We start from the raw sequence: 23889 nt of genomic DNA, 5'->3' as shown, positions 1-23889 counted from the left end.
CATCGGAACGAAACAGCCACTGCGAGCGCAGCGCGCTCCACGACAACAACCAGGAGCAACACATGCCCTGATCAATCTTTCCCCTTGACAACCACAACCCCATACAAGCCCGGATGAGCGCAGCGACATCCGGGGCAGATCCCGCATATCGCTCCGCTCATGCGGGCTACGTTTTCGTCCTAGTCCTCACCCCTTGCGCATTTTGCCGAGCAGGTAGTTGTCGTAATAATTCTCAGCGATCTGCGTGTAGAACAGCACTTCCTTCATGTACGCGTCGTGGCTCTCTTTTGTTTTCTTGAATAGCGGGCTCTTCTCGGCAATTTCGTTCAGATGGTCCTGCGTGGCTTTGTAGCAGGCCTCCATGACCGGCTGCGGGAATGCGCGCAGCTCAGCCCCGCCCGCGACAAGCCGCTTCAAAGCGGCAGGATTGACGCTGTCATATTTTTCGATCATCCACGCGCCCGCGGCCGAACCGGCCTGGTTGAGGACCGCCTGGTATTGCCTGGGAAGCGCATTCCACTTCTCTTCATTGACGATCATGTGCAGCATCGCCCCGCCTTCCCACCAGCCGGGGAAGTAGTAGTACTTCGCCACCTTGTAGAAACCGAGCTTCTCGTCGTCATAGGGACCGACGAACTCCGCGGCATCGATTGTCCCCTTCTCGAGCGCCGGATATACATCGCCGCCCGCGATCTGCTGCGGCACCACGCCGAGCCTGGCGAGCACATGGCCGCCCATGCCCGCGATGCGGAACTTGAGGCCCTTGAGATCGTCGACGGTCTTGATCTCCTTGCGGAACCAGCCGCCCATTTGCGTGCCGGAGTTGCCGCACAGAATGGCATGCGTCTTGAACGGTTTCAGCGCCTCGTTGCAGAGCTCGGCGCCGCCGCCGAACGTCCACCAGGAATGCTGATGGCGATGGTTCATGCCGAAAGGCGCGCCGGTGGCATAGGCCAGCGCCGGCTCCTTGCCGATGTAGAAATAGAGCGGCGTCTGCGCCATCTCGACGGTCGCGGTGCTCACGGCATCGAGCGCCTGCAGGCCGGGCACGATCTCGCCTGCCGCAAAGGTCTGGATCTGAAACTTGTTGTCGGTGGCATCAGCCACGTATTTCGCAAAGGTCTGCGCCGTGCCGAAGATGGTGTCGAGCGCCTTCGGAAAGCTTGAGGTCAGACGCCACTTGATCTCGGGCGCACCTTGCGCGATCGCAGGCGCCGCAACCAGCGCCGTCGCGCCGGCCACGGCGCCGCCTTTGAGGAACGTCCGGCGTTTCATGATGTGCTCACTCCCTTGAGATGCAAGTCCATTGGCACGGGGCGCGCATAGAGCCTTCCGGGACCATTTGGCCCTCAGCATAACGAACTTCGGGGCATGCGTGGAAGCGCGAAACCGAGCAATTTAGTGCGCTGTCGCCCTACACTAAAACCAATGCGCACCGCCGCAACCCGGGAATCGCACATCGTCTCAGGCACGGGCCTATCAGACGGTCCTGCCCCGCCATTCATGACGGATCGTCGGAACCCGGACGAGAGCATGGCGTTGGCTCACGTCGGATCAAGACGCCGCCGTGGGGAGATAAACCTGGATTGCCCCCACATGACAACGGAGGTTCGCCGTGCCGGATCCTGCCGAAATGAAAGACCACGTTTACAAGATCCTCGAACTCGTCGGATCTTCCGAAAAAAGCATCGAGGATGCCATTCAGAATGCAATCACCCGCGCGTCAAAAACCATTCGCTCCATGAAATGGTTCGAGGTGGTGCAAACGAGGGGCCACATCGAGAATGGGTCCGTGCGCCACTACCAGGTCACCTTGCGGGTTGGATTTACCCTGGAAGGGTAATTCCGGGCGAGGCAGCAAGACGTGCAGAGCGCGTCAAGGGGCCGACGCATCTGACGCGTACGGACTTGCCCTGCCGGCTGATCAAATGGACGTCCGCTATTGCGCGGTCAGCGATAGATCGGGGCCCGCCGGGCCAACGCGCGCTCTCAACTGATCGAACTCGCCGGGGTGATAGGTGGCCCCATCGGGCGTTACGATCTCGACGTTCCAGCAGCCGTCCGACATCAGTTCTGTGGCTTTCTTCAACGCAGCCGGAACCGACCCCCGGTTGAGGGTCACGTTTCCCGCCGTATCCTGCGCAGTAATCAAAAACCTCATATCACCGCCTCCCGGCGCGAGCCGCCGGCCATTCTGGCTTGGCGCGCGGCGGCGTCAAGGGCATAGCTGGAATCCAGGCACTCACTTCGCAAACGGGTTCACCCAGCCTCCCCGGCCCGCCGGCGCGCGCGGCGGATAGGCCGCTTCGAGATAGGTCAGCACCTTTTCGCGGTCCTTGGCGTCGAGCGGCGGCATGTTGTGGCGGCGGATCATCAGGTTGATCGAATCCTCCCACTGCGCGCGCGTCATGCCCTGCTGCGCCACCAGGCGGAAGCCGTGACAGGCGGTGCAGGCGTAGAAGGTCTCGTCGCGGCCGGCGCCCGCGGCGAACTCCTCCGGACTTTCGTCGCGCGGGGTGAAGGTCGTTTGCGCCGTGGCCGGCGCTATCAACAGCATGCCGGCCAAGGCGAGCCACGCCAAACGCTGCATCATCCGACCAGCACGGCGATGCGGTGCATGGCGTTGCCGCCATAGCCTTGCGGATTCCAGAAGCCGGCCTGATGCGGTTGCATCGCGCCCCTGGAATCGGTGGCGCGCGCCCAGATTTCGAAATAGCCGTCGGTCGGCAGCTTGATGGTCGCGGTCCAGCGCTGCCAGTCATATTTGTTCTTCGGCTTTACCAGCGTCGCCCGCTGCCAGTTCGCGCCGAAATCGGTCGAGATATCCACCTGCCTGACGGTGAGATCGCCGGCCCAGGAGGCGCCGCGCAGCTTCAGCTCCTTGGTGCCGGCGGCGAATTTTGCGCCGTTCGCCGGATTGGTGATGATGGAGCGCACCGGCATCGATTCCAGGATGCGGAAATTCGCCGGATCGGCCTTGCCCCCGGGCACCATCGGCTTGATCGCCGTGCGGTAGGAAAACTCCGTCATGCCGGGGCCGTCATGCTCGCGGTCGCGGATGGTGATGCGCGTCAGCCATTTCTGCGAGGCCGATCCGGCCCAGCCCGGCACGATCAGGCGCACCGGCCCGCCGTGGATGTTCGGCAGCGGCTTGCCGTTCATGGCCCACACGATCATCGTGTTCGGGTCCATGGCCTTTTCGATGCGCACGCCGCGCGAAAGGCTCGGCTTGCCGGCGTCGCCCGACAGATGCAGATCGGCGGCATAATGCGCAGTGTATTTCGCGGCAGGCTTCAGGCCGGCCTTCTTCAGCACATCGGCGAGCGGTACGCCGGTCCATTCCGCGCAGCCCGCCCCGCCATTGGTCCACTGGTTGCCGCGCGCCGGCGGCGAGAATCCCGCGCGGCCGTTGCCGCCGCATTCCAGCACCATGCGCCGCGTCACCGCCTTGTATTTCGATTTCAATTCGCCGAGCGTGATCTCGGTCTTGTTGTTGACCTCACCGTCGATGGTGATCTTCCAGGCGTCGGGATCCTTCGCCTCCTCGGGGATCTGCCCGTTGTTGCGGATGTAGAATTTCTCGATCGGCGTGGTGTCGTCATCGAGCAGGCTTTCCGGCGTCTCGGCGACCAGCGGCTTTTCGCCAAGCACGACGAGGCCTTCGCTCTTGCCGGGGAATTTCAGGTATTGCGGCCCCTTGGCCGCGGGCGCGGCAGCCGGAGCCGCCTGCGCGCGAGCCTGGGGAATGCCGCCGCCATCGCGCGAGAGCGGCAGGACGCCGCCGATGACGGCGCCGATCGCCGCCAGACCTGAACTGCCCAGAAATCTGCGCCGGCTGGTCTCGAACTTGTTGCCGTCAGCCGTATTGCCCCCGGTTTCCCGCGCCATGACGTCTCTCCCTTGTTGCCCGCTCCCGGGCTTTCTTGGCCGGGCTTTCCATCGGAAACCCAACTTAAGAGGAGTATTTGCGTTTTGCGGCCGTGCCGCAAGACCGCCAGAGGCCGCAACCGCGACCGCGCCGACAGGCCGCCCGACGCGGGACTGCGACGGCGCAGAGCGCCGGCAAACCAAAAGCCGCAACTGCGGCATCCTCCCGCACCGACCAACGTGGCCTGTTCGGTCGCCGCGTTCTGGATTAGAATTGCCCGATAACTGGCATGTGAAAGGGAACCAGCGGGAGACCTGCCATGGCTAGTATCGAAGAAGCTCCGCGCAAGCTCATTTTGAAAGCAGGCTCGACGACGCTTACGCTGGACAAGGATTACGGCAAGGCGACGCTGCAGCAGAAAATGCTGCTGTGGAACAAGAAGCCGGTCGAGTTCGCGCTCGCCGACATCGACGACATCGCGGTAAAGTCGGACGTGGACGGTCTTTCAGGCGCGGCAATCCATCACAGCGTGTTGCACCGGCGTACTGGCGAGATCACCGTTCTCACAACCGAGGAAGCCAGGGACGCGGCCGAAACAGTCAAGAAGCTGCGTGGATTTGTCGGACTGTAGGGTTCGGGTGCAAACGGTCACTGCTCGGCTTCCGCGCTTGCGCGGAGATGACTCTGGCTGTGAAACTTCAGCCCGTCGACGATCTTGTCAATCACCTTGCGCTCGGCGCGCATCGCGAGCCCGACCAGATTGAGCTCGGCGCGGCTATCTAGAATTAGCCGCGATCATGCCGTCGCCGGAGATCGCATGGCGCATCAGGATGCTGCCGCCAATATGAGGAAGCCTTGGATGCGCCGGGATCCTGGCGGTACCGACCCGGACGAAGCGCCGAGCCTCGTAGAAATTCACGGCAGGGGTGTTGTCGGCCCATACGTGCAGGCTCAAGCGATCGTAACCCGCTTCCGCCGCCCGGGCTTCGGCCCAACCGAGCAATGTTGCACCGATGCCGGAACCGCGATGTGCGTCGCTGACTGCCAGGCTGTTCAGGAACATGCTACCCCAGTCCTGAAGCTCCAACATCGGCCGGATGTGATTGTGGCGCTCGGAGCCGAGCAGCACAAACTGGTCTTCCTTCAGCAGATCGGCGGGAAAAACATTGGCGGCGGCGACGATTTCGCCGTCGCGGCCGAGCGAGGCAACGCAGCAATTTCGGTACGAGATGGGATATTGTTCGCCGCCGATGCCGCTCGACAACAAGTCGACTGCCGTCACAAACGGGATCAGATCGTCGAACAGGAATTCATAGATACCGCCGCCGGCGATGCACATGAACCGTGCGATATCGCGACTGTCGTCGGGGCATGCCATGCGATAGGTGATCTGAACCGACATTTCCCAGGTAAGCCTTCCCGGCAGGCGTGATTAGTAGCGATATTCCGGCGCCCTTGAAAGCAGGATACGAAGCCGCGGCGCTAGACGCATTTGCGGATATAGGGCCGGTTGATTTCCCAGAGTTCATCAAGGAGGCTTCGCGCCGCTACCGCGGAATTGACGACGGGATCTATCAGCAGCGCCTGCAGCGCCAGCTCTTTCGAAGCCTGCACCGCGGCCTCGACGGCCAACTGCTGCACGTTGATCTGGACGGTCATGAGTTTGGCGATCGGATCGGGCAACGGGCCAAGCGAAACGGGGTGGATGCCTGCCCTGTCAGCCAGTACGGGAACCTCCACGGCGGCGGCGGCCGGAAGGTTCGGAATGACGCGCTGATTATAGACCACGCCGGATTCGATCAATTGCTTGCGGTGATGAAGCACCGCCGCAATGACGGTGACGGCGCGCTCGCCGGACGGGGTCAGCCACCACGACGGAATTTCCGTCGTTCCCGAGAGCACGTCGTCGATCGTCCGTTCCGTCTTCGCCCGCGAACTTTCGTCCCATTCGAAATCGTATCCACCCTCGCCGGCTTCCCAGCCGAATGACAGATATTCCCCGACATGGCCGTCGCCGCAACCGAGCCAATAGCCGAAGGCCCGGAACAGATTGCGCGTCAGTGGGGCAACCGACGGCTCGAAGTCCTTTTCCTTTTCGCGCAGCGCCGGATAGAGGTCGGCGCCGGTCTCGCGGTCGCGTATCTGCACCAGGCACTGGAAATGATTGAGGCCGGCGCCCCATACGTCCACCCGCTCGGCAGGCAACCCCAGAATGGCGGCGACCTGGTCGCGCGCCAGAAAAATTCCGTGGCAGAGACCGATGGTACGGATCCTGCTGTATTGCCCGAGCGCCAGAACGATACGGCTCTCCGGATTGGAGAGATTGATGAACAGCGCCCGCGGGCAACGCCGCTCCATCTCGCGCACGAAATCGAACACCACCGGCAAGGTGCGCAGGGTGAAGAACAATCCGCCCGGACCGCCATTCTCACCCAGGGTGTGGCGGATGCCGTATTTGCGCGGCACCTCCCAATCGAGCTTCCAGAGCCGGTTGCGATCGACCGCCGTCGCGTGGACGACGAACTCCGCACCGTCGAGAGCGGCCCGCCAATCGGTCGTGCATTCGATCTTCAGTCCCGCGCCGGATTTCTCATTGAGCAGCGTTGCGACACGCATGGCGCGCGCAAGCCGGTCGGCATTCCTGCCGACCAGCACCAGCGTGCTGCCGGCCAGATCCTGGCTAGAGAAAAGGTCCCGGAACATGCTGATGCCAAACGAAGCACTGCTTGCGCCGAGAAAGACGATTTTGGTGACCGCCATGTTCGCTTCCCTGGCTGCCGCTTTGCCGAACCGCTCGGAGCGATCCGGCAAGAACTACGGCACAGGCCAAGGGACGCCGGTTTGATCCAGATCAGTTATGAAACTTCAGCTCAGGCGCGCGCACCGGATCAGCCCATGTCCAGTACCATGCGGCCATCGATCTTGCCCGACTTCATCCGATCGAAGATCGCGTTGATGTCGGCCAGCGGGGCCCTGGTGATCTCGCTGCGCACCTTCCCTTCCGCGGCGAAGGCGATGGCTTCGTCGAGGTCGCGCCGCGTGCCGACGATCGAGCCGCGCACGGTGATCCGCTTGAGCACCACATCGAAGATCGGCGTCGGGAATTCGCCCGGCGGCAGCCCGACCAGGCTGACGGTGCCCTTCCGGCGCACCATCTTGAGCGCCTGCGCGAACGCTGCGGTCGAGACCGCCGTCACCAGCACGCCATGCGCCCCTCCCCCGGTTTCCCGCAGCACGCTGTCGACGGCGTCGGCGGACAAGGCATTGACCGCGTAATCGGCGCCGGCCGCCCGTGCCAGCTTCAGCTTGTCCTCGGCAATATCGAGCGCGACGACCTTCAGGCCCATCGCCTTTGCATACTGGACCGCGACTTGACCGAGACCGCCGATGCCGGAAATGACGACCCATTCGCCGGGCCGCGCCTCGGTCTCCTTCAATCCCTTGTAGGTGGTGACCCCGGCGCACAGGATCGGCGCGATGGCGGCGAAGTCCACGCCGGCAGGCAGTCGCGCGGCAAAGGCAGCCGACGCAACCACGTATTCGGCAAAACCGCCGTTCACGCTGTAGCCGGTATTGTGCTGGTGCTCGCACAGCGTCTCCCAGCCGGTTTCGCAGTATTCGCAGCGCATGCAGGCGTCGTGCAGCCAGGCAACGCCTACCGCATCGCCGAGTTTGAAATCGGTGACATCAGGGCCCAGCGCGGCCACCACGCCTGCGGCCTCGTGGCCGGGAATGAAGGGCGGCACGGGCTTGACCGGCCGATCGCCGGAGGCGGCGTGCAGATCGGTATGACAGACGCCGCAGGCCTTGACCTTGACGAGAATCTCTCCCGGTCCCGGGACCGGCACCGGTACATCCTCGATTACAAGCGGTTTGCCGAAAGCCCGAACAACCACCGCCTTCATCATCGTCGACATCGCTGATGTGCTCCGTTGCTGTCTGGAGGCACATTAGGGCGCGAGCGGGCTTTCACGTTTGATCGGTGTCAAACGTTTCGGAACCGCATGCGTGGAAAGGCGCGCATGACAATTCGATGACGCAGGCGTCGGTATCGTACGGAAGCTTTTCGAAAGCGAGACCTAGCTGTGGAACTTGAGCCCGTCGACGATCTTGTCAATCACCTTGCGCTCGGCGCGCATGGCGAGCCCGACCAGATTGAGCTCGGCGCGGATCACCGCGCGCACCACCTCGCGGTTGGCGGCGTCGTGCGTGGTCTTGAACATGTCCTCGGTATAGACCGCAGGCGTGACATTTCGCGCCAGCGCCCGTTCCAGCGCGCGGGAAAGTGCGGCCCCGTCGGCGCCATAGATCAGGATCGGCTGGCCGATCAGCGACAGATATTTCGTGCCTGATGCGTCGCCATAGGGCTCGCCGATGCATTCGGGAAACGCCGCGGCGATGCCGCCGGCCAGGAACGAAGCGACATTGAGCTTCTGCCACGCTTCGAGATCGGTCCGGATGATGACCGCGATCTTGGTGTCGAATTGCATGATGTCTCCCCATGTCATTCCGGGGCGCGTCGAAGACGCGAGCCCTGGAATGACGATAGCAAAATCACCCCTTGGCGTCGCAGGCCCAGGCGCGGATCACGCATTCCTTGCCGCCGAACTCGTAGCACTTCCTGGTCGCGGCGTTGAGGGAGCTGGATATTTTGGATTTCACGGCATAGCCATGGGCACCGCAGGGATTCGTCATATCGACCGCGAACGCGGCGCAGGCGCGCTTCATGGAGACGGCGGTACAGTTGCCCATGCCTTGCTGATGAAGCCCGAGATGCCCAGTATCAACGTCAGCGCAACCACAAACAACGCGCAGCGTTGCGCCGCCACGGTCGAAACGATCAAAATCCCCTCCCCCGAGGTAACCTGAAGAATCTAGCCGGGGGGAGTTTCCAGTTGGTGAACGGGGCTTCGGGTGGGCAAAGGCGCGCTTGCGCCGTGCCCACCATCCATCGTCGAGCATTGTCTTGAATGGTAGGCACGCTGCGCTTTGCCCACCCGGATCTACGATCCTCGCGCCGCCTCGAGCGCCTGCGGGGTGTCGATGTCGAGGAAGGCGCTCTGGCCATCGACCGGGACTTCGGCGACTGCCTCGGCGTGCTTGGCGATCAAATGGCGGGCGCCGACGTCGCCGTCGAGCGTCATCAGCTCCTTGAAGAAGCGGCGCGACCACAGCACGGGATTGCCGCGGCGGCCATCGCTGACGGGCACGGCGATCAGATGGCCGCGGTCCGGCGCAAAATTTTCGATCAATTGGTCGATCAGTTTGGCTGATATCAGTGGCATGTCGCCGAGACAGACGACGGCGCCGTCGGCATTTTCAGGCACCGCCGATATGCCGGCCTTGACGGAAGACGCCAGCCCACCGGCGAAATCCGGATTGCGGACGAATTTTACGTCGAGCCCCGCCAGCGCCTGCTCGACCAGTTCGGCCTGATGACCGGTGACGACGATGACGCCGGTCGCCCTGGAGGCCAGCGTCTGCTCGGCGACGATCCGCACCAGCTTCTTGCCGTCGATTTCGGCCAAGAGCTTGTTGGGGCCGCCCATCCGGGTCGAGCGCCCGGCGGCGAGCACGATGGCGGTGACGTTGCGGTTGGCTTCGAGGTCGGCAACGGTGCGCGGCTGCGGCCGGGTGACGATTTCCATCAACAGGCCGCCGACGCCCATGCCGGTCAGCTCGGCGCGCGTGACCTTCAGCCCGGCGAGAAGGCGCATCAGCACCCAGTCAAAACCGTTTTCGACCGGCGAGCGGGCGCAGCCCGGCGCGCCCAGCACCGGCACGCCGCCGGCGCTGCCGATCAGCAAGAGATTGCCGGGATCGACCGGCATGCCGAAATGCTCGATCCTGCCGCCGATTTCGGTGATCGCGGCCGGAATGACGTCGCGGCGGTCGGCGATTGCGGATGCGCCGAACACGATCACGAGTTCGGCGCCAAGGCCGAGCAATTCCTTGATCGACGCGGCCAGATCGGCCTCGTCGTGCGGCACGCGGCGCTCGGCGATGATGCTGGCTCCCGCTGGCGCCAGCCGCTCCGCCGTCACGCGCAAGGTCTTGTCGATCACTTTGGGCGCAAGTCCGGGCAGTAGCGTCGAGACCACGCCGACCTTCTTGATGGTGTAGGGCGCGATCCGCAGCGCGCCATGGCCGGCGACATCAACGGCGGCATCGCGCAGCTTCGCTGCGACGCCGAACGGAATGAGCTTTACCGTTGCGATCATCTCGCCTTCGACCACCGGCTTGAAGGCCGAGAGCGTCGCAAAGGTAATGGCTTCGTCGACACCGTTGATGCGGTCGACCGCCGCGCGATCGACCACCAGAACGCCGGCTTGCGCCGCAAACAGATTGGCGCGGCCGGTGAAGGCACGCTCGACATTGACGCCCTCGCCGGCAACGGCCTGCGCGATGCTGGCAGCGGCTTCGTCCTCGGAGACGTCGCCCTCCTCCAGCCGCACCACGACGACTTCCTTGACGCCGGCCTTGTTGAGCGCCTCGACCTCAGGGGGCCCGATCGTGGTGCCTTTCTTGAGCACCAGCGAACCCTGCCGCAGCGTATGCACGGTAACGCCGCCAATCGCATCGGCCGGACTGGCGGGACCGAACTTCATGCCGCCTGCACCTTCGCGGTTTGCTTCTCGCCTTCCTTGGGCAGCCGCAGCTCGGCGGTGATCTCGGCCATGATCGAGACCGCGATCTCCGACGGCGACACCGCGCCGATGGAAAGGCCGATCGGCGCATGGATGCGCGCGATGTCGGCATCGGACGCGCCTTGCGCCTTCAGCCGCTCGGCGCGCTTGGCATGGGTTTTTCGCGAGCCGAGCGCGCCGATATAGAAGCAGTCGCGTTCGAAGGCGTGCAGCAGCGCCGGATCGTCGATCTTTGGATCATGCGTCACTGCGACGAACGCCGTGTAGTGATCGATATTGAGCGGCGGCAGCGCGACATCGGGCCACTCCGCGATCAGCGGCACGTCGGGAAAACGCTCGGGGCTCGCGAACGCCGTGCGCGGGTCCACCACCGTCACGTCGTAGTCGAGCGAGCGGGCCAGCGGCGCCAAAGCCTGGCTGATATGGACCGCGCCGACGATCACGAGCCGCGCGGTCGGCGCGTAGACGTTGAGAAACAGTTTCTTGCCGCCGCTCTCGATCATGCCGCTTTTGCCCATGCGGAGCTGCTTTGAAAGTTCGGCGCTCAGCGGATCGGTGGCGATATCCGTGGCCTTCACCAGCCGCTGCTCGCCATTGGCGGTATCGGTGATCACGATGACCGGCCGGCGCGCGGCGCGCTCGACGTTCACTTGTGCAAGTGTTTCGAGTTTCACGACTGGCCCACCTTTTCGACGAAGACGCGGATAGTGCCGCCGCAGGACAGGCCGACATTCCAGGCGGTCTCGTCGGCGACGCCGAATTCGAGCATTTTTGGCTTTCCGCTGGCGATCACGTCCAGTGCTTCCGTGACGACGGCGCCCTCGACGCAGCCGCCGGAGACGGAGCCCAGAAACGTGCCGTCATCGTTGATGACGAGGCTCGAACCCGCCGGCCTCGGGGCCGAGCCCCAGGTTTCGACCACGGTCGCCAGCGCCACGCCGTGGCCGGCCTTCTGCCAGTTCTCGGCGGCCTGCAGAATGTCTTCGTCGCGGTTGAGCATTTTGAAACCCTTTCAAGCTGCGGAGCGGATGCGGCTCATGTGGTGCGGCGGGGGCGGCGCGGAAAGCGCCTCGATCAGCCCTTCCATCGAGGTCAAGTTATGCACCGGGCGGAATTCGTCAACGTGCGGCAGCATCATTTTGATGCCCTGCGCCTTGGCCTCGAAACCACTGTAGCGCAACAGCGGATTGAGCCAGATCAGGCGGCGGCAGGAGCGGTGCAGCCGGTCCATCTCGAACGCCAGCTTGGCGTCGGCCTCGCGCTCCAGCCCGTCTGATATCAAGAGCACGATGGCGCCCTGCCCCAGCACGCGCCGCCCCCACAATTTGTTGAAAGAGTGCAGCGAGGTCGCGATCCGGGTCCCACCGGCCCAATCCTCCACCGACGACGAACAGCTCGCCAGCGCTTCATCCGGATCGCGCGCCCGCAGCGCCCGCGTCACATTGGTCAGCCGCGTGCCGAACAGGAACACGGACACGCGCTTGCGGGCGTCGGTGATGGCATGGAGGAAATGGAGGAACAGGCGGGTATATTCGCTCATCGATCCCGATATATCGAGCAGCGCCACGATCGGTGCCGGCTTCTCGATCCGGCCGAGCTTTCTGATATCGATGATCTCGCCGCCGGTGCGCAGGGAACTGCGCAGCGTGCGGCGCATGTCGAGGCGCAGACCCTTGGCGTCGGGCTGGTAGCGGCGGGTGCGCAGTTCGGCCTGCGGCAGCTTCATGTTGGCAATGGCGCGGGTGACCTCGGCGATCTCGGCCGCGCTCATCTGCGCAAAGTCCTTTTTCTGAAGTATCTCCTTGTCGGAGACCGACAGCCGCAGTTCCTGCTCCTGGACCTCGTGCTCCTCGTTGCGCATCGACGGCTGCGCCAAGGCCTCCTGCACGCGGCGCGAGGCCGGCGGCGGCTTCTTCTTGGCGTGGTCCGGCAGCGGCACCGAATCCAGCATGTGCTTCCAGTCTTCGGCGGCGCGGAAGAACAGGTCGAACGCCTGCGCAAAGATCAGCATGTGCTCGTGGCGCTTGACGAAGATCGCTTCCAGCGTGGCGTAGACGTCGGCGCGATGGCCGATCTCGATCGCCTGCAGTGCGTTGAGCGCATCGATGATGGCGCCGGGGCCGACCGGGATGCCGGCCGCGCGCAGTGCGCGGGCGAAGCCGACGACATTGTCAGCCATATGCCCGGTCGGCGGATTGAGATGATCAATGTTAGTCATGGTGCACTAACCTCCGCCGTCATGCCGGGGCGAGCGAAGCGAGAGCCCGGAATCCATTGAGCCGCGTGCGCGCTGAAAAATGGATTCCGGGCTCGCGCCAGGTGGCGCGCCCCGGAATGACGGCTAGTCGCTCGTCGCTTCCTTCAGAACCTTCTGCAGCGTGTCGCCCTGCATCCGCGCGATGTCGTCCTGGTATTTCAACAGCGCGCCCAGCGTGTCGCCGACCAGTTGCGGCGTCAGCGAGCGGGCGTCGAGTTCGGTCAGCGCGGTGGCCCAGTCGATGGTCTCGGCCACCCCCGGCGACTTGTAGAAATCCTGGTCGCGCAACGCCTGCACGAAGCGGACAACCTGCTGCGACAGTTTTGCGGAAATGTTCGGCACGCGCGACTTGACGATCGCCAGCTCGCGCTCGGCGTCGGGATAATCCACCCAATGATAGAGACAGCGCCGCTTCAGCGCGTCGTGGATCTCGCGGGTCCGGTTCGAGGTGATGATGACGATCGGCGGCTGCGGCGCCTTGATGGTGCCGAATTCGGGGATCGTGACCTGGAAGTCGCTGAGGATTTCCAGAAGATACGCCTCGAACGCCTCGTCGGCGCGGTCGAGTTCGTCGATCAAGAGCACCGGCGCGCCGGCGACGTCAGGCTCCAGCGCCTGCAGCAGCGGCCGCTTGATCAGAAAGCGCTCGGCGAAAATATCCGACGACAATTGGTCGCGATCGGTATCGCCGGCGGCTTCCGCCAGCCGGATCGCGATCATCTGCGCCGCGCTGCTCCACTCGTAGACGGCGGAGGCGACGTCGAGTCCTTCGTAGCATTGCAGGCGGATCAGCTTGCGCCCGAGCGCCGCCGACAGAACCTTTGCAATCTCGGTCTTGCCTACGCCGGCCTCGCCTTCGAGAAACAGCGGCCGGCCCATGCGCAGCGCCAGATAGGTCACCGTCGCCAGCGACCGCTCGGCGAGATAGCCGCGCGAGGTCAACAGCTCGAGCATGCCATCGACGGATTTGGGCAGCGCCGATGCACTCATGGGAAAGCCAATCTCGATGCGCCGGTAACCGGCAAACTTACTTCGCCGTCGCGGCTTCGACGGCGCGGCGAGTCAGCACGCCGATCAAATGCGCGCGATATTCGGCGCTGCCGTGCAGATCGCTGTTCAAGCCCTCAGGCGAAGCCGAGATGCCGTCGAGCACCTTGTGCGAGAAACGCTTCTTCAAGGCTTCCTCGAACGCAGTGGCGCGGAATACGCCGTCCGAGCCCGCGCCGGTGACCGCCACGCGCACGTCAGACGGACGCCTGGCGACGAACACGCCGACCAGCGCGTAGCGCGAAGCCTGGTTGCGGAACTTGATGTAGGCCGCCTTCTTCGGCAGCGGGAACATCACCCTGGTGATGATCTCGTCGCTCTCCAGCGCTGTCGTGAACAGGCCCTGAAAAAACTCTTCCGCCTTGAGGCGGCGCTTGTTGGTGACGATGGTGGCGCCGAGCGCCAGCACGGCGGCGGGATAATCCGCGGTCGGGTCGTTGTTGGCGAGCGAGCCGCCGATGGTGCCCTTGTGACGCACCGCGGGATCGCCGATTCCGCCGGCGAGTTCGGCGAGCGCCGGAATGGCTTCGCCGACGATCGGCGACGTCGCGACGTCGGCATGCCTGGCGGTCGCGCCGATCACCAGCGAACGGCCCTTCATCTCGATGGCGTCGAGCCCTTCGATATGGGAGAGATCGACCAGATGCGGCGGGCTGGCGAGGCGCTGCTTCATGACCGGCACCAGCGTGTGGCCGCCGGCGATCACCTTGGCGTCTCCATTCTTCACCAGCAGATTGGCGGCCTGCCGCACGGTCGCCGGACGATGATATTTGAATTCGTACATGAGTATTTCCTGATCGCGGGTCGCGATGAAATCGATTAAGCGAGATCGGACTTGGCCATCGCCTTGGCGCCGGCGGCGATCGAGGCAACGATGTTCTGGTAGCCGGTGCAGCGGCACAGATTGCCTTCAAGCTCTTCGCGAATGACGTGATCGGAGAGGTCATGGCCCTTGCGATGGACCAGATCGACCGCGGTCATGATCATGCCGGGGGTGCAAAAGCCGCACTGCAGGCCGTGGTGTTCGCGAAAAGCTTCCTGCATCGGGTGCAGCGGCGCGCCGTCGGCGGCCAGGCCCTCGATGGTGCGGACCTCGTGGCCGTCGGCCATCACCGCAAGCGTGGTGCAGGACTTCACCGCCTTGCCGTCGAGATGCACGACGCAGGCGCCGCATTGCGAGGTGTCGCAGCCGACATGGGTGCCCGTCAGCCGGAGATTTTCCCGCAGAAGCTGGACCAGCAGGGTACGGGGGTCGACATTGGCGTTTACGGGGTTACCGTTCACGATCAGGGAAATCTTGGCCATCAGCACTCTCTTGAGCTGCACCGCCGCATATCGGCCGCGCAGGCGTTTAAAGTCATTCCAAATGCCATAATATGGGCCATCCCGGTAATGAGCAACCTCAGGAGCCCCTCGCCTGGGGCATGGCCTGAGTGACTTGACGGGCCTGTTCGACCGGGCCAATGCGCAGAATCAGCCTTACCTCAGCCTTGCACGGCCTTGGCGAAATTGGCGAAGAACTCGTCGGCCAGCTTCTTGGCCGCGCCGTTGATGAGCCGCTGGCCGAGTTGGGCGAGCTTGCCGCCGATCTGGGCCTCGACATTATAGCTCAACAGGGTACCGCCATCCTTTTCGGCGAGCGCCACGGTGGCGCCACCCTTGGCAAAGCCGGCGACGCCGCCCTCGCCTTCGCCCGAGATCTTGTAGCCATTGGGCGGATCGAGATCGCTCAAATTGACCTTGCCCTTGAAGCGGGCGGAGACCGGCCCGACCTTCATTTTGGCGGTGGCGCGGAAGCCGTGCTCGTCGGTCTTTTCCAGTTCCTCGCAGCCGGGAATGCAGGCCTTCAGCACTTCCGGATCGTTCAGCTTGGCCCACACTGCCTCGCGCGACGCCGCAAGCTGGACTTCGCCGTTCATCGTCATGGCCATGGGGGTGCCTCCTGGATCGCTCTAACCTGATATCCTCAAGTAAAGCACGCCCGGGCCAAAAGGAAGGCCGCCCGACGAAGAGCGACGCATATTCGCAAGTGCAGCAGAGCCAGACCGACAAGGGCATTGGCAGCGACAGGCCGGAATGGTTAGGTCGCACGCAGATGAGCACGTCCCTTTCCCCCCTGCTGGCTCCGATGCTGTCGAGTGCGGCGATGCGCGCGATCTGCGACGACGCCGCGGTTTTGCAAGACATGCTGGATTTCGAGGCCGCGCTGGCGCGCGCCGAAGCCGCGCTGGGGGTCATTCCGGCCAGCGCTGCGGGACCGATCACGAATGCGTGCAGGGCCGAATCATTCGACCTCGCCGCCTTGGCTGACGCCGCGACCAGATCCGGCAATCTCGCCATCCCCCTCGTCAAGGCGCTGACGGCCAATGTCGCCAAGGCAGACACCCAGGCCGCGCGCTATGTCCATTGGGGCGCGACCAGCCAGGACGTCATCGATACCGGCGCCATGCTCGGGCTCCGCGCCGGCATCGACGCGCTGCTCGCCGACATCGATCGCGCGGTCGCGGGCTTTGCCGCACTGGCGCGTCAGCACCGCCATACCCCTGTCGTCGCCCGCACCTGGCTGCAGCACGCGCTGCCGATGCCGTTCGGGCTGAAGCTCGCCGAATATGCCGCGGCGCTGCACCGCTCGAAGCTGCGGCTGCAGCGCGTGCGCAGCGAGACGCTGGCGCTGCAATTCGGCGGCGCGGCCGGCACGCTGGCCGCCCTCGGCGACAACGGACTGAAGGTCGCGGAAGGACTGGCGGCGGAACTCAAGCTGCCGCTACCCGACGCGCCCTGGCACACCCACCGCGACCGCATCGCGGAAGCGGCCTCGGTATTCGCCATTATCGCCGGCACCTGCGGCAAGATCGCGCGCGATGTCTCGTTGATGATGCAGACCGATGTCGGCGAAGCGTTCGAACCCTCGGGCGAAGGCCGCGGCGGCTCCTCCACCATGCCGCACAAGCGCAATCCGGTGGCGGCAGCCAGTGCGCTGGCGGCGGCCACCATGGCGCCCAATCTCGCGGCGACGATCTTTGCGGCGCAGGTGCAGGACCATGAGCGCAGCGCCGGTCCCTGGCACGCCGAATGGCCGACCTTGCCGACGCTGCTGCTGGTCACCTCGGGCGCGCTGGCGGCGATCGTCGACATCGCCGAGGGGCTGGAAGTCGACGCGGTGCGCATGCGCGCCAATCTCGACACGACGCACGGGCTGATCATGGCCGAAGCCGTGACGATGGCGCTGGCCGAAAAGATCGGCAAGAGCGACGCGCATCATCTGATCGAAGCCGCCAGCAAGAAGGCGGTCAAGGACAAGAAGCATCTGCGCGATGTCTTGACGGCGGACGCCAAGATCGCCGCACAGCTTGGCGCCGACAGAATCGCTGAACTCTTCGAGCCGATGGCCTATCAGGGCGCCTCGCAGGCCCTGATCGACCGCCTGCTCGCTTCAACCGACGACAAGTAAGAGACCGGAGAATTCCAGATGCCGATGATCGACGCCGACGGGTGCCTGCTCAACGTATCCGTCGAAGGCCGCGACGGCGGACCGACGCTGATGCTGTCGAATTCGCTGGGCTCGACCATGCAGATGTGGGAGCCGCAGATGAAGGCGCTGACGCAGGTGTTCCGCGTCATCCGCTACGACCGGCGCGGCCACGGCAAATCGAGCGTGCCGCCCGGGCCCTATTCATTGGAGCGTTTCGGCCGCGACGTGCTGGCGATCCTCGACGACCTCAACATCGCCAAGACCCATTGGTGCGGCCTGTCGATGGGCGGCATGGTCGGGCAGTGGCTAGGGGCCAACGCGCCCGACAGATTTGGCAAGATCGTGCTGGCCAACACCACCTGCCATTACCCGGACCCGACGCGCTGGAACGACCGCATCAAGGCGGTGAAGCAAGGCGGCATCGCCGCGGTCGCCGACGCCGTGATGGCGGGCTGGCTGACGGCGGATTTTCGCGAGCGCGAGCCGCAGATCGCGGCCAACATGAAGGCGATGATGCTGACCACGCCGGTCGAGGGCTACATCGCCTGCTGCGAGGCGCTGTCGACGCTCGACCAGCGCGAACTGCTGCCCAGGATCAAGAGCCCGACGCTGGTGATTGCCGGCCGCCACGACATGTCGACGACGATCGCGGACGCCGAATTCATGCGCAGCCGGATTCCCGGCGCCAGCATGACCATCCTCGATGCCGCCCATATTTCCAACGTCGAGCAGCCGCACGCCTTCACCGACGCGCTGGTGGGATTTTTGACGCAACGCTAACACTAACCGCGTCATTGCGAGGAGCGTAAGCGACGAAGCAATCCATTCGATCCCCGAGCGGCGAGATGGATTGCTTCGCTACGCTCGCAATGACGGAGGAGACGCCAATGGACGATAATCAACGCCGCGACGACGGCATGGCGCAGCGCCGAAAAGTGCTCGGCGATGAATGGGTCGACAAGTCGATCAAGAACCGCAACGCGTTCAACACCGATTTCCAGGACCTGATCACCCGCTATGCCTGGGGCGATATCTGGACCCGGCCGCATTTCGACCACCGCACCCGCCGCGTGCTGGTCATCGGCACCATGGTGGCGCTGGGACAGTGGGATGAATTCCGACTGCATGTGCGCGCAGCGCTGACTGAGGGCGGCTTCACGCCCGACGACATCAAGGAAATCCTGCTGCAGCAGGCGATCTATTGCGGCGTGCCGGCGGCCAACCACGCGGTGAAGGAAGCGGGCGCGATCATCGCGGAATTAGGTTTGCTGAAGGGTTAGCTGGGATGGTGTCCGCCCCGACTGCACCGGCTGCGATGTCACGAGCGATCTGATGCGATCGGCATCTGAACGCGTGGCGGGATTATAAACGATCATGCTGAGGTCGGGGCGGCCGTCCACGCCAAACGCGGAATACTCCATCATGATCGGGCCAAGGATCGGATGCCGAAGGCGTTTGACCCCCTCGCCGTGAACATGAACGTTGTTGTCGCGCCATAGCGCTTCGAATTCGGGGCTGCGCTTGCAAAGCTCGTCCACGAGTTCGCCGACTTCGGACACGGCGCCGGCGCGCGCCGCATCCGCCCTGAACGCACCGACGACGAAGCGGGCCACGCTTTCCCAATCATATTGCGCGGCCCGGACGCGGGGGTCGCAGAAGATGAGGCGAAGGATGTTGCGCTGGCCCGGCGGGAGCGCGGCATAGTCGGTCAGCACCGCAGCGGCAGCGCGATTCCATGCGACGACGTCCCAGGTGGCGGTCTTGATCAGCGCCGGACTGACCTCAAGTGCATCGAGCAGCCGTTGCAAACGGGGCGTGACGCCCTCGGTGGCCTTGTAGCGGACCTCGGGTGGACGGCCGAGCCCGAGCAGGAAGACATGTTCGCGCTCGACGTCGGTCAGCATCAGCGCCGCGGCGATCCGGTTCAGCACGTCCGCCGAGGGAGCGCCGCCTCGCCCCTGCTCCAGCCATGTGTACCAGGTCGGGCTGATGTTGGCGCGTTGGGCGACTTCTTCCCGGCGCAATCCCGCTGTCCGCCTGCGCCCGACCGCGAAACCGAAGGCAGCCGGATCAAGCCGGGCACGGCGATCCCTGAGATAGGTCCCCAGCAGATTGTTGGTTTCGGCCGGCACGTTGATCCTGTTAACTATTATACCATGATAACATCACTACTTTAACATGATGAGCGCCCGGGCGATATCGGTCTCCGAACATCACTGGAGACTTTCACGTGCGCATATTCGTTACCGGTGCCACCGGCTTTGTCGGCTCCGCCGTCGTCCGCGAACTCATTACATCAGGCCATCAAGTCCTCGGTCTCGCCCGCTCCGATGCGGGAGCGAGGGTACTGGCAACCATGGGCGCCGAAGCCCATCGCGGCTCGCTCGACGATCTGGAAAGCCTTCGCGACGGCGCACGCAAGGCGGACGCTGTCATCCACATGGCGTTCAACCATGACTTCTCGAAATTCCTGGAGAATTGCGCGGAAGACCGGCGGGCGATCGAGGCGATGGGCGCGGTGCTGGAGGGATCCGCGCGGCCGATGCTGGTGACCTCAGGATTTGGGTCGCTGGCGCCGGGCCGGGTCGCGACCGAGACTGATAAGCCCTCTCCCGATTCCCCGCGCGCCTCCGAGGCCGCGGCCGCCGCCGTCGCGGCACGCGGTGTGCGCGCGTCCGCGGTGCGGCTGGCGCCATCGACCCATGGCGATGGCGATCACGGTTTTGTCCCGCGCCTGATCGATATCGCACGCGAGAAAGGCGTCGCGGCCTATATCGGCGATGGAGCGAACCGCTGGCCCGGCGTGCATCGTCGCGATGCCGCCCGCCTCTACCGGCTAGCGCTCGCACAAGGCGTCGAGAGCGGCCCCTATCACGCGGTCGCCGATGAAGGCGTGCCGCTCAAGGCCATCGCCGAGGTGATCGGCCGCAGGCTCAGCGTGCCCGTCGTTTCCAAAACGCGTGAAGAAGCGGCCGAACACTTCGGCTGGATCGCGAGATTCGCCGCGATGGATATGCCGGCCTCGAGCGCGCGGACCCAATCGGAGCTGGGATGGAAGCCGGAGCAGCCGGGGCTGATCGCCGATCTTGATCAAGACAACTATTTCAACGCCTGAGCACATGTAAGTGTCTTGAGCGCCGAACCACGAGCGTGTATCGGCGCGGGCAAAGTGCCGGCCCGGCAGCATTGCAGCGCCGGGCCGGTGAAGTCCTGCCCAGGTGATATCTTGAACCCCCAACCTTGGACCAAACCCGCGGCGGCTTCCGGCTCGTTCGCGGCCATGAAGTCAGCGCCCTATCGTGCCCAGTTCGCAGCCTATGTGCTGGCCATGATGGCCGACAATATCGAGCACGTGATCAGCTATTGGGTGGTGTTCCAGAAATTCCATTCGCCCGCGCTGGCCGGCTTCGCGGTGCTGTCGCACTGGCTTCCGTTCCTGCTGTTTTCGGTCGCCGTAGGCTCGCTGGCCGACCGGTTCGATCCGCGCCGCATCATCCAGTGCGGGATGCTGCTCTTCATCGTGGCGTCGGCGGGATGGGGAATCTTCTTCATCACCGACACGCTTGAAATGTGGCACGCAATGCTGCTGCTGGTCATCCACGGCTGCGCCGGCGTGCTGTGGCAGACGCCGAACCAGTTGCTGCTCTACGACATCGCAGGCCCGGCCGATCTGCCGAGCGCGGTGCGGCTGAACGCGACGGCGCGCTATCTCGGCATCCTGGTCGGTCCGGCCGCGGGCGGCGTCATCATGCTGACGCTCGGCCCATCCCACGGCATCATCTTCAACACGCTGTTCTATCTGCCGATGCTGCTGTGGCTGTTCTGGGCACCCACAAGGAACAAGGACGCCGCGCCCCGGCGCATCCCGGTGCGTGGCCTTGCCGACATCGTGCAGACCATCCGCGACATCGGCACGCAGCGGGTGCTGACCTCGATGACGCTGCTCGCCGGACTCACCTCCTTCATGATCGGCAACGCCTACCACGCCCAGATGCCGGGCTTCGCCGGCGATCTCGGGCACGGCGACCCCGGCATGTCCTACAGCGTATTGCTGGCCGCTGACGCCGCCGGCGCGCTGCTTGCGGGCCTTGCGCTGGAAGCGTGGGGACGACTCAAGCCTGATCCAAGGACAGCCATCGTGCTTGCCATTCTTTGGAGCCTGTCCCTGCTCGCGTTCGCGTCCGTTGGGATTTATACGCTGGCGATCGCGTTGCTGTTTGCCGCCGGCTTCTTTGAGCTGTCGTTCAACACGATGGCGCAGGCCCTGGTCCAGATAAATGCCCCCGCCGATATCCGCGGCCGTGTTGTCGGCCTGTTCAACATGGCAGGCCTCGGCATGCGGGCTTTCAGCGGCATCACCGTGGGGCTCGCCGGCGCCGCGATCGGCATTCACTGGTCGCTCGGCCTGTCGGCCGCCGTGCTGTTGGCGTTTCTGTCCGTCCTGTATCGCCGCGCGGCAAAATCAGGTTTGCTGAAGGGTTAGCCCGGCGGGCGCCGCGCCGGCCCGCGGTGGCGCGGGCCGCTCGATCAGCATGACAATGACCGTGCCGAGCATCATCAGGAGTTCGGCCGCATGCAGCCGAAGCGCGGCCGTCTCGCCGGCCTGCGAGGCCATCAGCACGCCGGCAAAACTCATCACGCTGCCGATCAAAAGCGCCATGCCAAGCGCCTCATCGCAGCCGCCGCTCCGGCGGATCGACGCGCGGCTGATGAAAACCAGAAACACCGCAAGGAACGCCACCACGGTCATGCGGGCGAGCGCCAACAGCAAGGCGACGCGGACGGTGGCCATCCCGGAAAGCTGCAGGTGATCGCTAACGAATAGCGCCAGCGAAATGTTCGGCCGCTCATAGAGACCGTGGATCGGCGAAAGGGTGATGTTGAAGGCGGTGATGGTCCAGGCCGGAATGAAATAGGCCGCCAGCAACGCGCCGTTGAATGTGGAGATCCGCCAGTTTCCGGACATGCCGCTTCCCGCCTGGTCCGCCGACCCTCGACTTGAGGGAGCGACGTAACTCCCCAAGGTTGCCAGCGGCAATTTAAACCATTTGTTTACCTTAATGGGATCCGCGAGTTGCCCGCCGCTCAAAAAGAAAAGCCCCGCCTTTCGGCGGGGCCTTCTTTACTCATTCGCCAATCCGGCTAGCGGTCCCGGTCAGGGATCTGCTGTCCCGGACGGTTGGGGTTCGGCTTCTCACGGCCCGGATCCTGCTGCTGCTGGCCCGGCTTCTGGCCGCCGCCCTGCTGCTGCTGACCGGGCTTCTGACCCGGGTTCTGGTTCTGCTGGCCCGGATTGTTCTGATTGGTCATTGAGAGTTCTCCGTTGTTTAGACGTAGACGGGTTCAACAGTGGGCGGGCGCATTCGTTGCAAGGGAACGCTGGTTCCGCTGCGATCATTCCGCGGCAGGGCCGTGTTCGGACTGTGGCGCCGGAACCCCTGCCGCAAAACTAGCTCTGTACAAACCAATTAAGCCGCACCCGGCGCTGTTGCCGCCCCCGGTTCCCACCTGTTAGAAAACGACACGACGCGTCGTCTTGGGCTGCCGGAGCTCTCGCCGCGCCGCACGCTTTTCATAGCGTTTTCGAGCGAAGTGGGTCCCGGTTCGCGTGAAGAAAACGCGTCAAAAGGAAAACCAGAGCCTGTTCAGTCCTGAACAGGCTCGACACGGCAGCATATGGATTATTTCGCCCAGCAACTGATCAACGGCCTCGTGCTCGGCTCGATCTACGGCCTGATCGCCATCGGCTACACCATGGTCTACGGCATCGTCGGCATGATCAACTTCGCCCATGGCGATATTTTCATGATCGGCGGTTTCATCGCCCTGATCACCTTCCTGATCCTGGTCTCGTTCGGCCTGACCGCCATCCCGTTGATCCTGCTGATCGTGCTGCTGGTATCGATGGCGATCACGGCGCTTTATGGCTGGACGGTGGAACGTATCGCCTACCGGCCGCTGCGGCACTCGTTCCGCCTGGCGCCGATGCTTTCGGCGATCGGTATGTCATTCGTATTGACCAATTATTCGCAGGTCGCCCAGGGCGCGCGCGTCAAACCGGTGCCGCCGATCATCACCGGCGGCTACACCCTGCATGAGAGCGCCGGCGGCTTCGTGGTGCAGTTGTCCAACATCCAGATCATCGTCGTCATCACCACGATCGTGCTGCTGGCGCTGTTCACCTGGCTGGTGTCGAGCACGCGGTTGGGGCGCGACATGCGCGCCTGCGAGCAGGACCAGACCATGGCCTCGCTGCTCGGCGTCGACGTCGACCGCACCATTTCCATGACCTTCGTGATCGGGGCTGCGCTCGCCGCCGTCGCCGGCATGATGTACCTGCTCTATTACGGGCTGGTCGATTTCTTCATGGGCTTCGTCGCCGGCATCAAGGCGTTCACCGCCGCGGTCCTCGGCGGCATCGGCTCGCTGCCCGGCGCGATGCTGGGCGGGCTTCTGATCGGGCTGATCGAGACGCTGTGGTCGGCCTATTTCTCGGTCGAGTACAAGGACGTCGCCGCGTTCTCGATCCTGATCGTGGTGCTGATCTTCCTTCCGACCGGCCTGCTCGGCCGGCCCGAAGTCGAAAAAGTCTGACGGG

The 23889-nt window shown here is 64.2% G+C and carries 27 protein-coding genes and 1 pseudogene; 8 read left to right on the top strand and 20 right to left on the bottom strand.

The annotated features are described in order from the left end of the window. Positions 1-186: 186 nt before the first annotated feature. Positions 187-1275 carry a TRAP transporter substrate-binding protein gene (locus tag JQ624_RS34360; RefSeq protein ID WP_212423312.1) on the bottom strand — a complete coding sequence of 363 codons (1089 nt, stop codon included), beginning with the start codon at positions 1273-1275 and terminating at the stop codon, positions 187-189. Positions 1276-1633: 358 nt separating this feature from the next. Between JQ624_RS34360 and JQ624_RS34355 the strand changes: the two genes are divergently transcribed. Continuing rightward, on the top strand, positions 1634-1843 hold the full coding sequence (locus JQ624_RS34355; protein WP_212423317.1) for a dodecin: 210 nt from the start codon (positions 1634-1636) through the stop codon (positions 1841-1843). A gap of 96 nt (positions 1844-1939) precedes the next feature. Here the strand turns inward: JQ624_RS34355 and JQ624_RS34350 are convergent, their stop codons facing one another. From JQ624_RS34350 to JQ624_RS34340, 3 genes are all read right to left on the bottom strand, one after another. After that, complete coding sequence (locus JQ624_RS34350; RefSeq protein WP_212423318.1) at positions 1940-2161, bottom strand: hypothetical protein; 222 nt, start codon at positions 2159-2161, stop codon at positions 1940-1942. Between the two features lie 81 nt (positions 2162-2242). Continuing rightward, a complete protein-coding gene (locus tag JQ624_RS34345; RefSeq protein ID WP_212423311.1) occupies positions 2243-2593 on the bottom strand; it encodes a hypothetical protein in 351 nt (116 codons plus the stop codon). After that, complete coding sequence (locus tag JQ624_RS34340) at positions 2590-3888, bottom strand: sulfite oxidase (RefSeq protein ID WP_212423310.1); 1299 nt, start codon at positions 3886-3888, stop codon at positions 2590-2592. The genes JQ624_RS34345 and JQ624_RS34340 overlap by 4 nt, the downstream gene beginning before the upstream one ends. 299 nt (positions 3889-4187) lie before the next feature. Between JQ624_RS34340 and JQ624_RS34335 the strand changes: the two genes are divergently transcribed. Continuing rightward, positions 4188-4499: a hypothetical protein gene (locus JQ624_RS34335; protein ID WP_212423309.1), complete on the top strand. Its 312-nt coding sequence runs from the start codon at positions 4188-4190 to the stop codon at positions 4497-4499. Between the two features lie 144 nt (positions 4500-4643). On the opposite strand, the gene JQ624_RS34330 is transcribed toward JQ624_RS34335, so the two are convergent. The 13 genes and pseudogenes from JQ624_RS34330 to JQ624_RS34270 all read right to left on the bottom strand — a co-directional run bounded on the left by JQ624_RS34330 (position 4644) and on the right by JQ624_RS34270 (position 15750). After that, positions 4644-5207 carry a GNAT family N-acetyltransferase gene (locus tag JQ624_RS34330; RefSeq protein ID WP_409334406.1) on the bottom strand — a complete coding sequence of 188 codons (564 nt, stop codon included), beginning with the start codon at positions 5205-5207 and terminating at the stop codon, positions 4644-4646. Positions 5208-5350: 143 nt separating this feature from the next. Continuing rightward, positions 5351-6628 (bottom strand): alpha-glucosidase/alpha-galactosidase, encoded by a 1278-nt coding sequence (locus tag JQ624_RS34325; protein WP_212423307.1) that lies wholly within the window; start codon positions 6626-6628, stop codon positions 5351-5353. A 128-nt stretch (positions 6629-6756) separates the two neighbouring features. Then, the gene (gene adhP / locus JQ624_RS34320; protein ID WP_212423306.1) at positions 6757-7785 is read right to left on the bottom strand and encodes an alcohol dehydrogenase AdhP; all 1029 of its coding nucleotides are present in this window, start codon (positions 7783-7785) and stop codon (positions 6757-6759) included. Between the two features lie 162 nt (positions 7786-7947). Next, on the bottom strand, positions 7948-8358 hold the full coding sequence (locus JQ624_RS34315; RefSeq protein WP_212423305.1) for a DUF2000 family protein: 411 nt from the start codon (positions 8356-8358) through the stop codon (positions 7948-7950). A 64-nt stretch (positions 8359-8422) separates the two neighbouring features. Continuing rightward, a pseudogene (locus JQ624_RS39830) lies at positions 8423-8629 on the bottom strand (DUF4189 domain-containing protein); the annotation flags it as partial. Between the two features lie 242 nt (positions 8630-8871). Continuing rightward, positions 8872-10476: an NTP transferase domain-containing protein gene (locus JQ624_RS34305; RefSeq protein WP_212423304.1), complete on the bottom strand. Its 1605-nt coding sequence runs from the start codon at positions 10474-10476 to the stop codon at positions 8872-8874. Further along, entirely contained in the window at positions 10473-11189 is a 717-nt protein-coding gene (locus tag JQ624_RS34300) for an XdhC family protein (protein ID WP_212423303.1), read from the bottom strand. Before JQ624_RS34300 ends, JQ624_RS34305 begins: the two co-directional genes overlap by 4 nt. Beyond that, positions 11186-11515: an XdhC family protein gene (locus JQ624_RS34295; RefSeq protein ID WP_025589337.1), complete on the bottom strand. Its 330-nt coding sequence runs from the start codon at positions 11513-11515 to the stop codon at positions 11186-11188. Before JQ624_RS34295 ends, JQ624_RS34300 begins: the two co-directional genes overlap by 4 nt. Positions 11516-11527: 12 nt before the next feature. Further along, on the bottom strand, positions 11528-12733 hold the full coding sequence (locus JQ624_RS34290) for a VWA domain-containing protein (RefSeq protein ID WP_212423302.1): 1206 nt from the start codon (positions 12731-12733) through the stop codon (positions 11528-11530). 123 nt (positions 12734-12856) lie between these two features. Continuing rightward, a complete protein-coding gene (locus JQ624_RS34285; protein ID WP_212423301.1) occupies positions 12857-13762 on the bottom strand; it encodes a MoxR family ATPase in 906 nt (301 codons plus the stop codon). Between the two features lie 37 nt (positions 13763-13799). After that, complete coding sequence (locus tag JQ624_RS34280; protein ID WP_212423300.1) at positions 13800-14603, bottom strand: xanthine dehydrogenase family protein subunit M; 804 nt, start codon at positions 14601-14603, stop codon at positions 13800-13802. 35 nt (positions 14604-14638) lie between these two features. Further along, entirely contained in the window at positions 14639-15124 is a 486-nt protein-coding gene (locus tag JQ624_RS34275) for a (2Fe-2S)-binding protein (RefSeq protein ID WP_212423299.1), read from the bottom strand. Positions 15125-15303: 179 nt separating this feature from the next. Beyond that, complete coding sequence (locus JQ624_RS34270; protein WP_212423298.1) at positions 15304-15750, bottom strand: carbon monoxide dehydrogenase subunit G; 447 nt, start codon at positions 15748-15750, stop codon at positions 15304-15306. 164 nt (positions 15751-15914) lie between these two features. Between JQ624_RS34270 and JQ624_RS34265 the strand changes: the two genes are divergently transcribed. The 3 genes from JQ624_RS34265 (at position 15915) to JQ624_RS34255 (ending at position 18571) form a co-directional block, all read left to right on the top strand. Then, the gene (locus JQ624_RS34265) at positions 15915-17270 is read left to right on the top strand and encodes a 3-carboxy-cis,cis-muconate cycloisomerase (protein WP_212423297.1); all 1356 of its coding nucleotides are present in this window, start codon (positions 15915-15917) and stop codon (positions 17268-17270) included. A gap of 18 nt (positions 17271-17288) precedes the next feature. Beyond that, a complete protein-coding gene (gene pcaD, locus JQ624_RS34260) occupies positions 17289-18071 on the top strand; it encodes a 3-oxoadipate enol-lactonase (protein WP_212423296.1) in 783 nt (260 codons plus the stop codon). Between the two features lie 107 nt (positions 18072-18178). After that, entirely contained in the window at positions 18179-18571 is a 393-nt protein-coding gene (locus JQ624_RS34255; RefSeq protein WP_212423295.1) for a carboxymuconolactone decarboxylase family protein, read from the top strand. Here the strand turns inward: JQ624_RS34255 and JQ624_RS34250 are convergent. Then, positions 18551-19423 carry a helix-turn-helix transcriptional regulator gene (locus tag JQ624_RS34250; protein ID WP_212423294.1) on the bottom strand — a complete coding sequence of 291 codons (873 nt, stop codon included), beginning with the start codon at positions 19421-19423 and terminating at the stop codon, positions 18551-18553. The genes JQ624_RS34255 and JQ624_RS34250 overlap by 21 nt on opposite strands. A gap of 98 nt (positions 19424-19521) precedes the next feature. Here JQ624_RS34250 and JQ624_RS34245 point away from each other — a divergent pair, with 98 nt between their 5' ends. Both JQ624_RS34245 and JQ624_RS34240 read left to right on the top strand, forming a co-directional pair. After that, entirely contained in the window at positions 19522-20406 is an 885-nt protein-coding gene (locus JQ624_RS34245) for an SDR family oxidoreductase (protein WP_212423293.1), read from the top strand. A 111-nt stretch (positions 20407-20517) separates the two neighbouring features. Then, a complete protein-coding gene (locus JQ624_RS34240; RefSeq protein WP_283816999.1) occupies positions 20518-21774 on the top strand; it encodes an MFS transporter in 1257 nt (418 codons plus the stop codon). On the opposite strand, the gene JQ624_RS34235 is transcribed toward JQ624_RS34240, so the two are convergent. Then, positions 21754-22257 (bottom strand): hypothetical protein, encoded by a 504-nt coding sequence (locus JQ624_RS34235; RefSeq protein WP_212423292.1) that lies wholly within the window; start codon positions 22255-22257, stop codon positions 21754-21756. The genes JQ624_RS34240 and JQ624_RS34235 overlap by 21 nt on opposite strands. Positions 22258-22433: 176 nt before the next feature. After that, complete coding sequence (locus JQ624_RS34230) at positions 22434-22601, bottom strand: hypothetical protein (RefSeq protein ID WP_212423291.1); 168 nt, start codon at positions 22599-22601, stop codon at positions 22434-22436. A 366-nt stretch (positions 22602-22967) separates the two neighbouring features. Between JQ624_RS34230 and JQ624_RS34225 the strand changes: the two genes are divergently transcribed. Continuing rightward, positions 22968-23885 (top strand): ABC transporter permease subunit, encoded by a 918-nt coding sequence (locus JQ624_RS34225; RefSeq protein WP_212423290.1) that lies wholly within the window; start codon positions 22968-22970, stop codon positions 23883-23885. The last annotated feature ends 4 nt before the right edge of the window (positions 23886-23889 follow it).

This window comes from Bradyrhizobium sp. AUGA SZCCT0283 (assembly GCF_018130385.1).
In the GTDB taxonomy this organism is placed as follows: Bacteria; Pseudomonadota; Alphaproteobacteria; order Rhizobiales; family Xanthobacteraceae; genus Bradyrhizobium.
The sequence above is the reverse complement of the archived record's forward strand: the minus strand, read 5'-3'. Positions and strand labels throughout refer to the sequence as shown.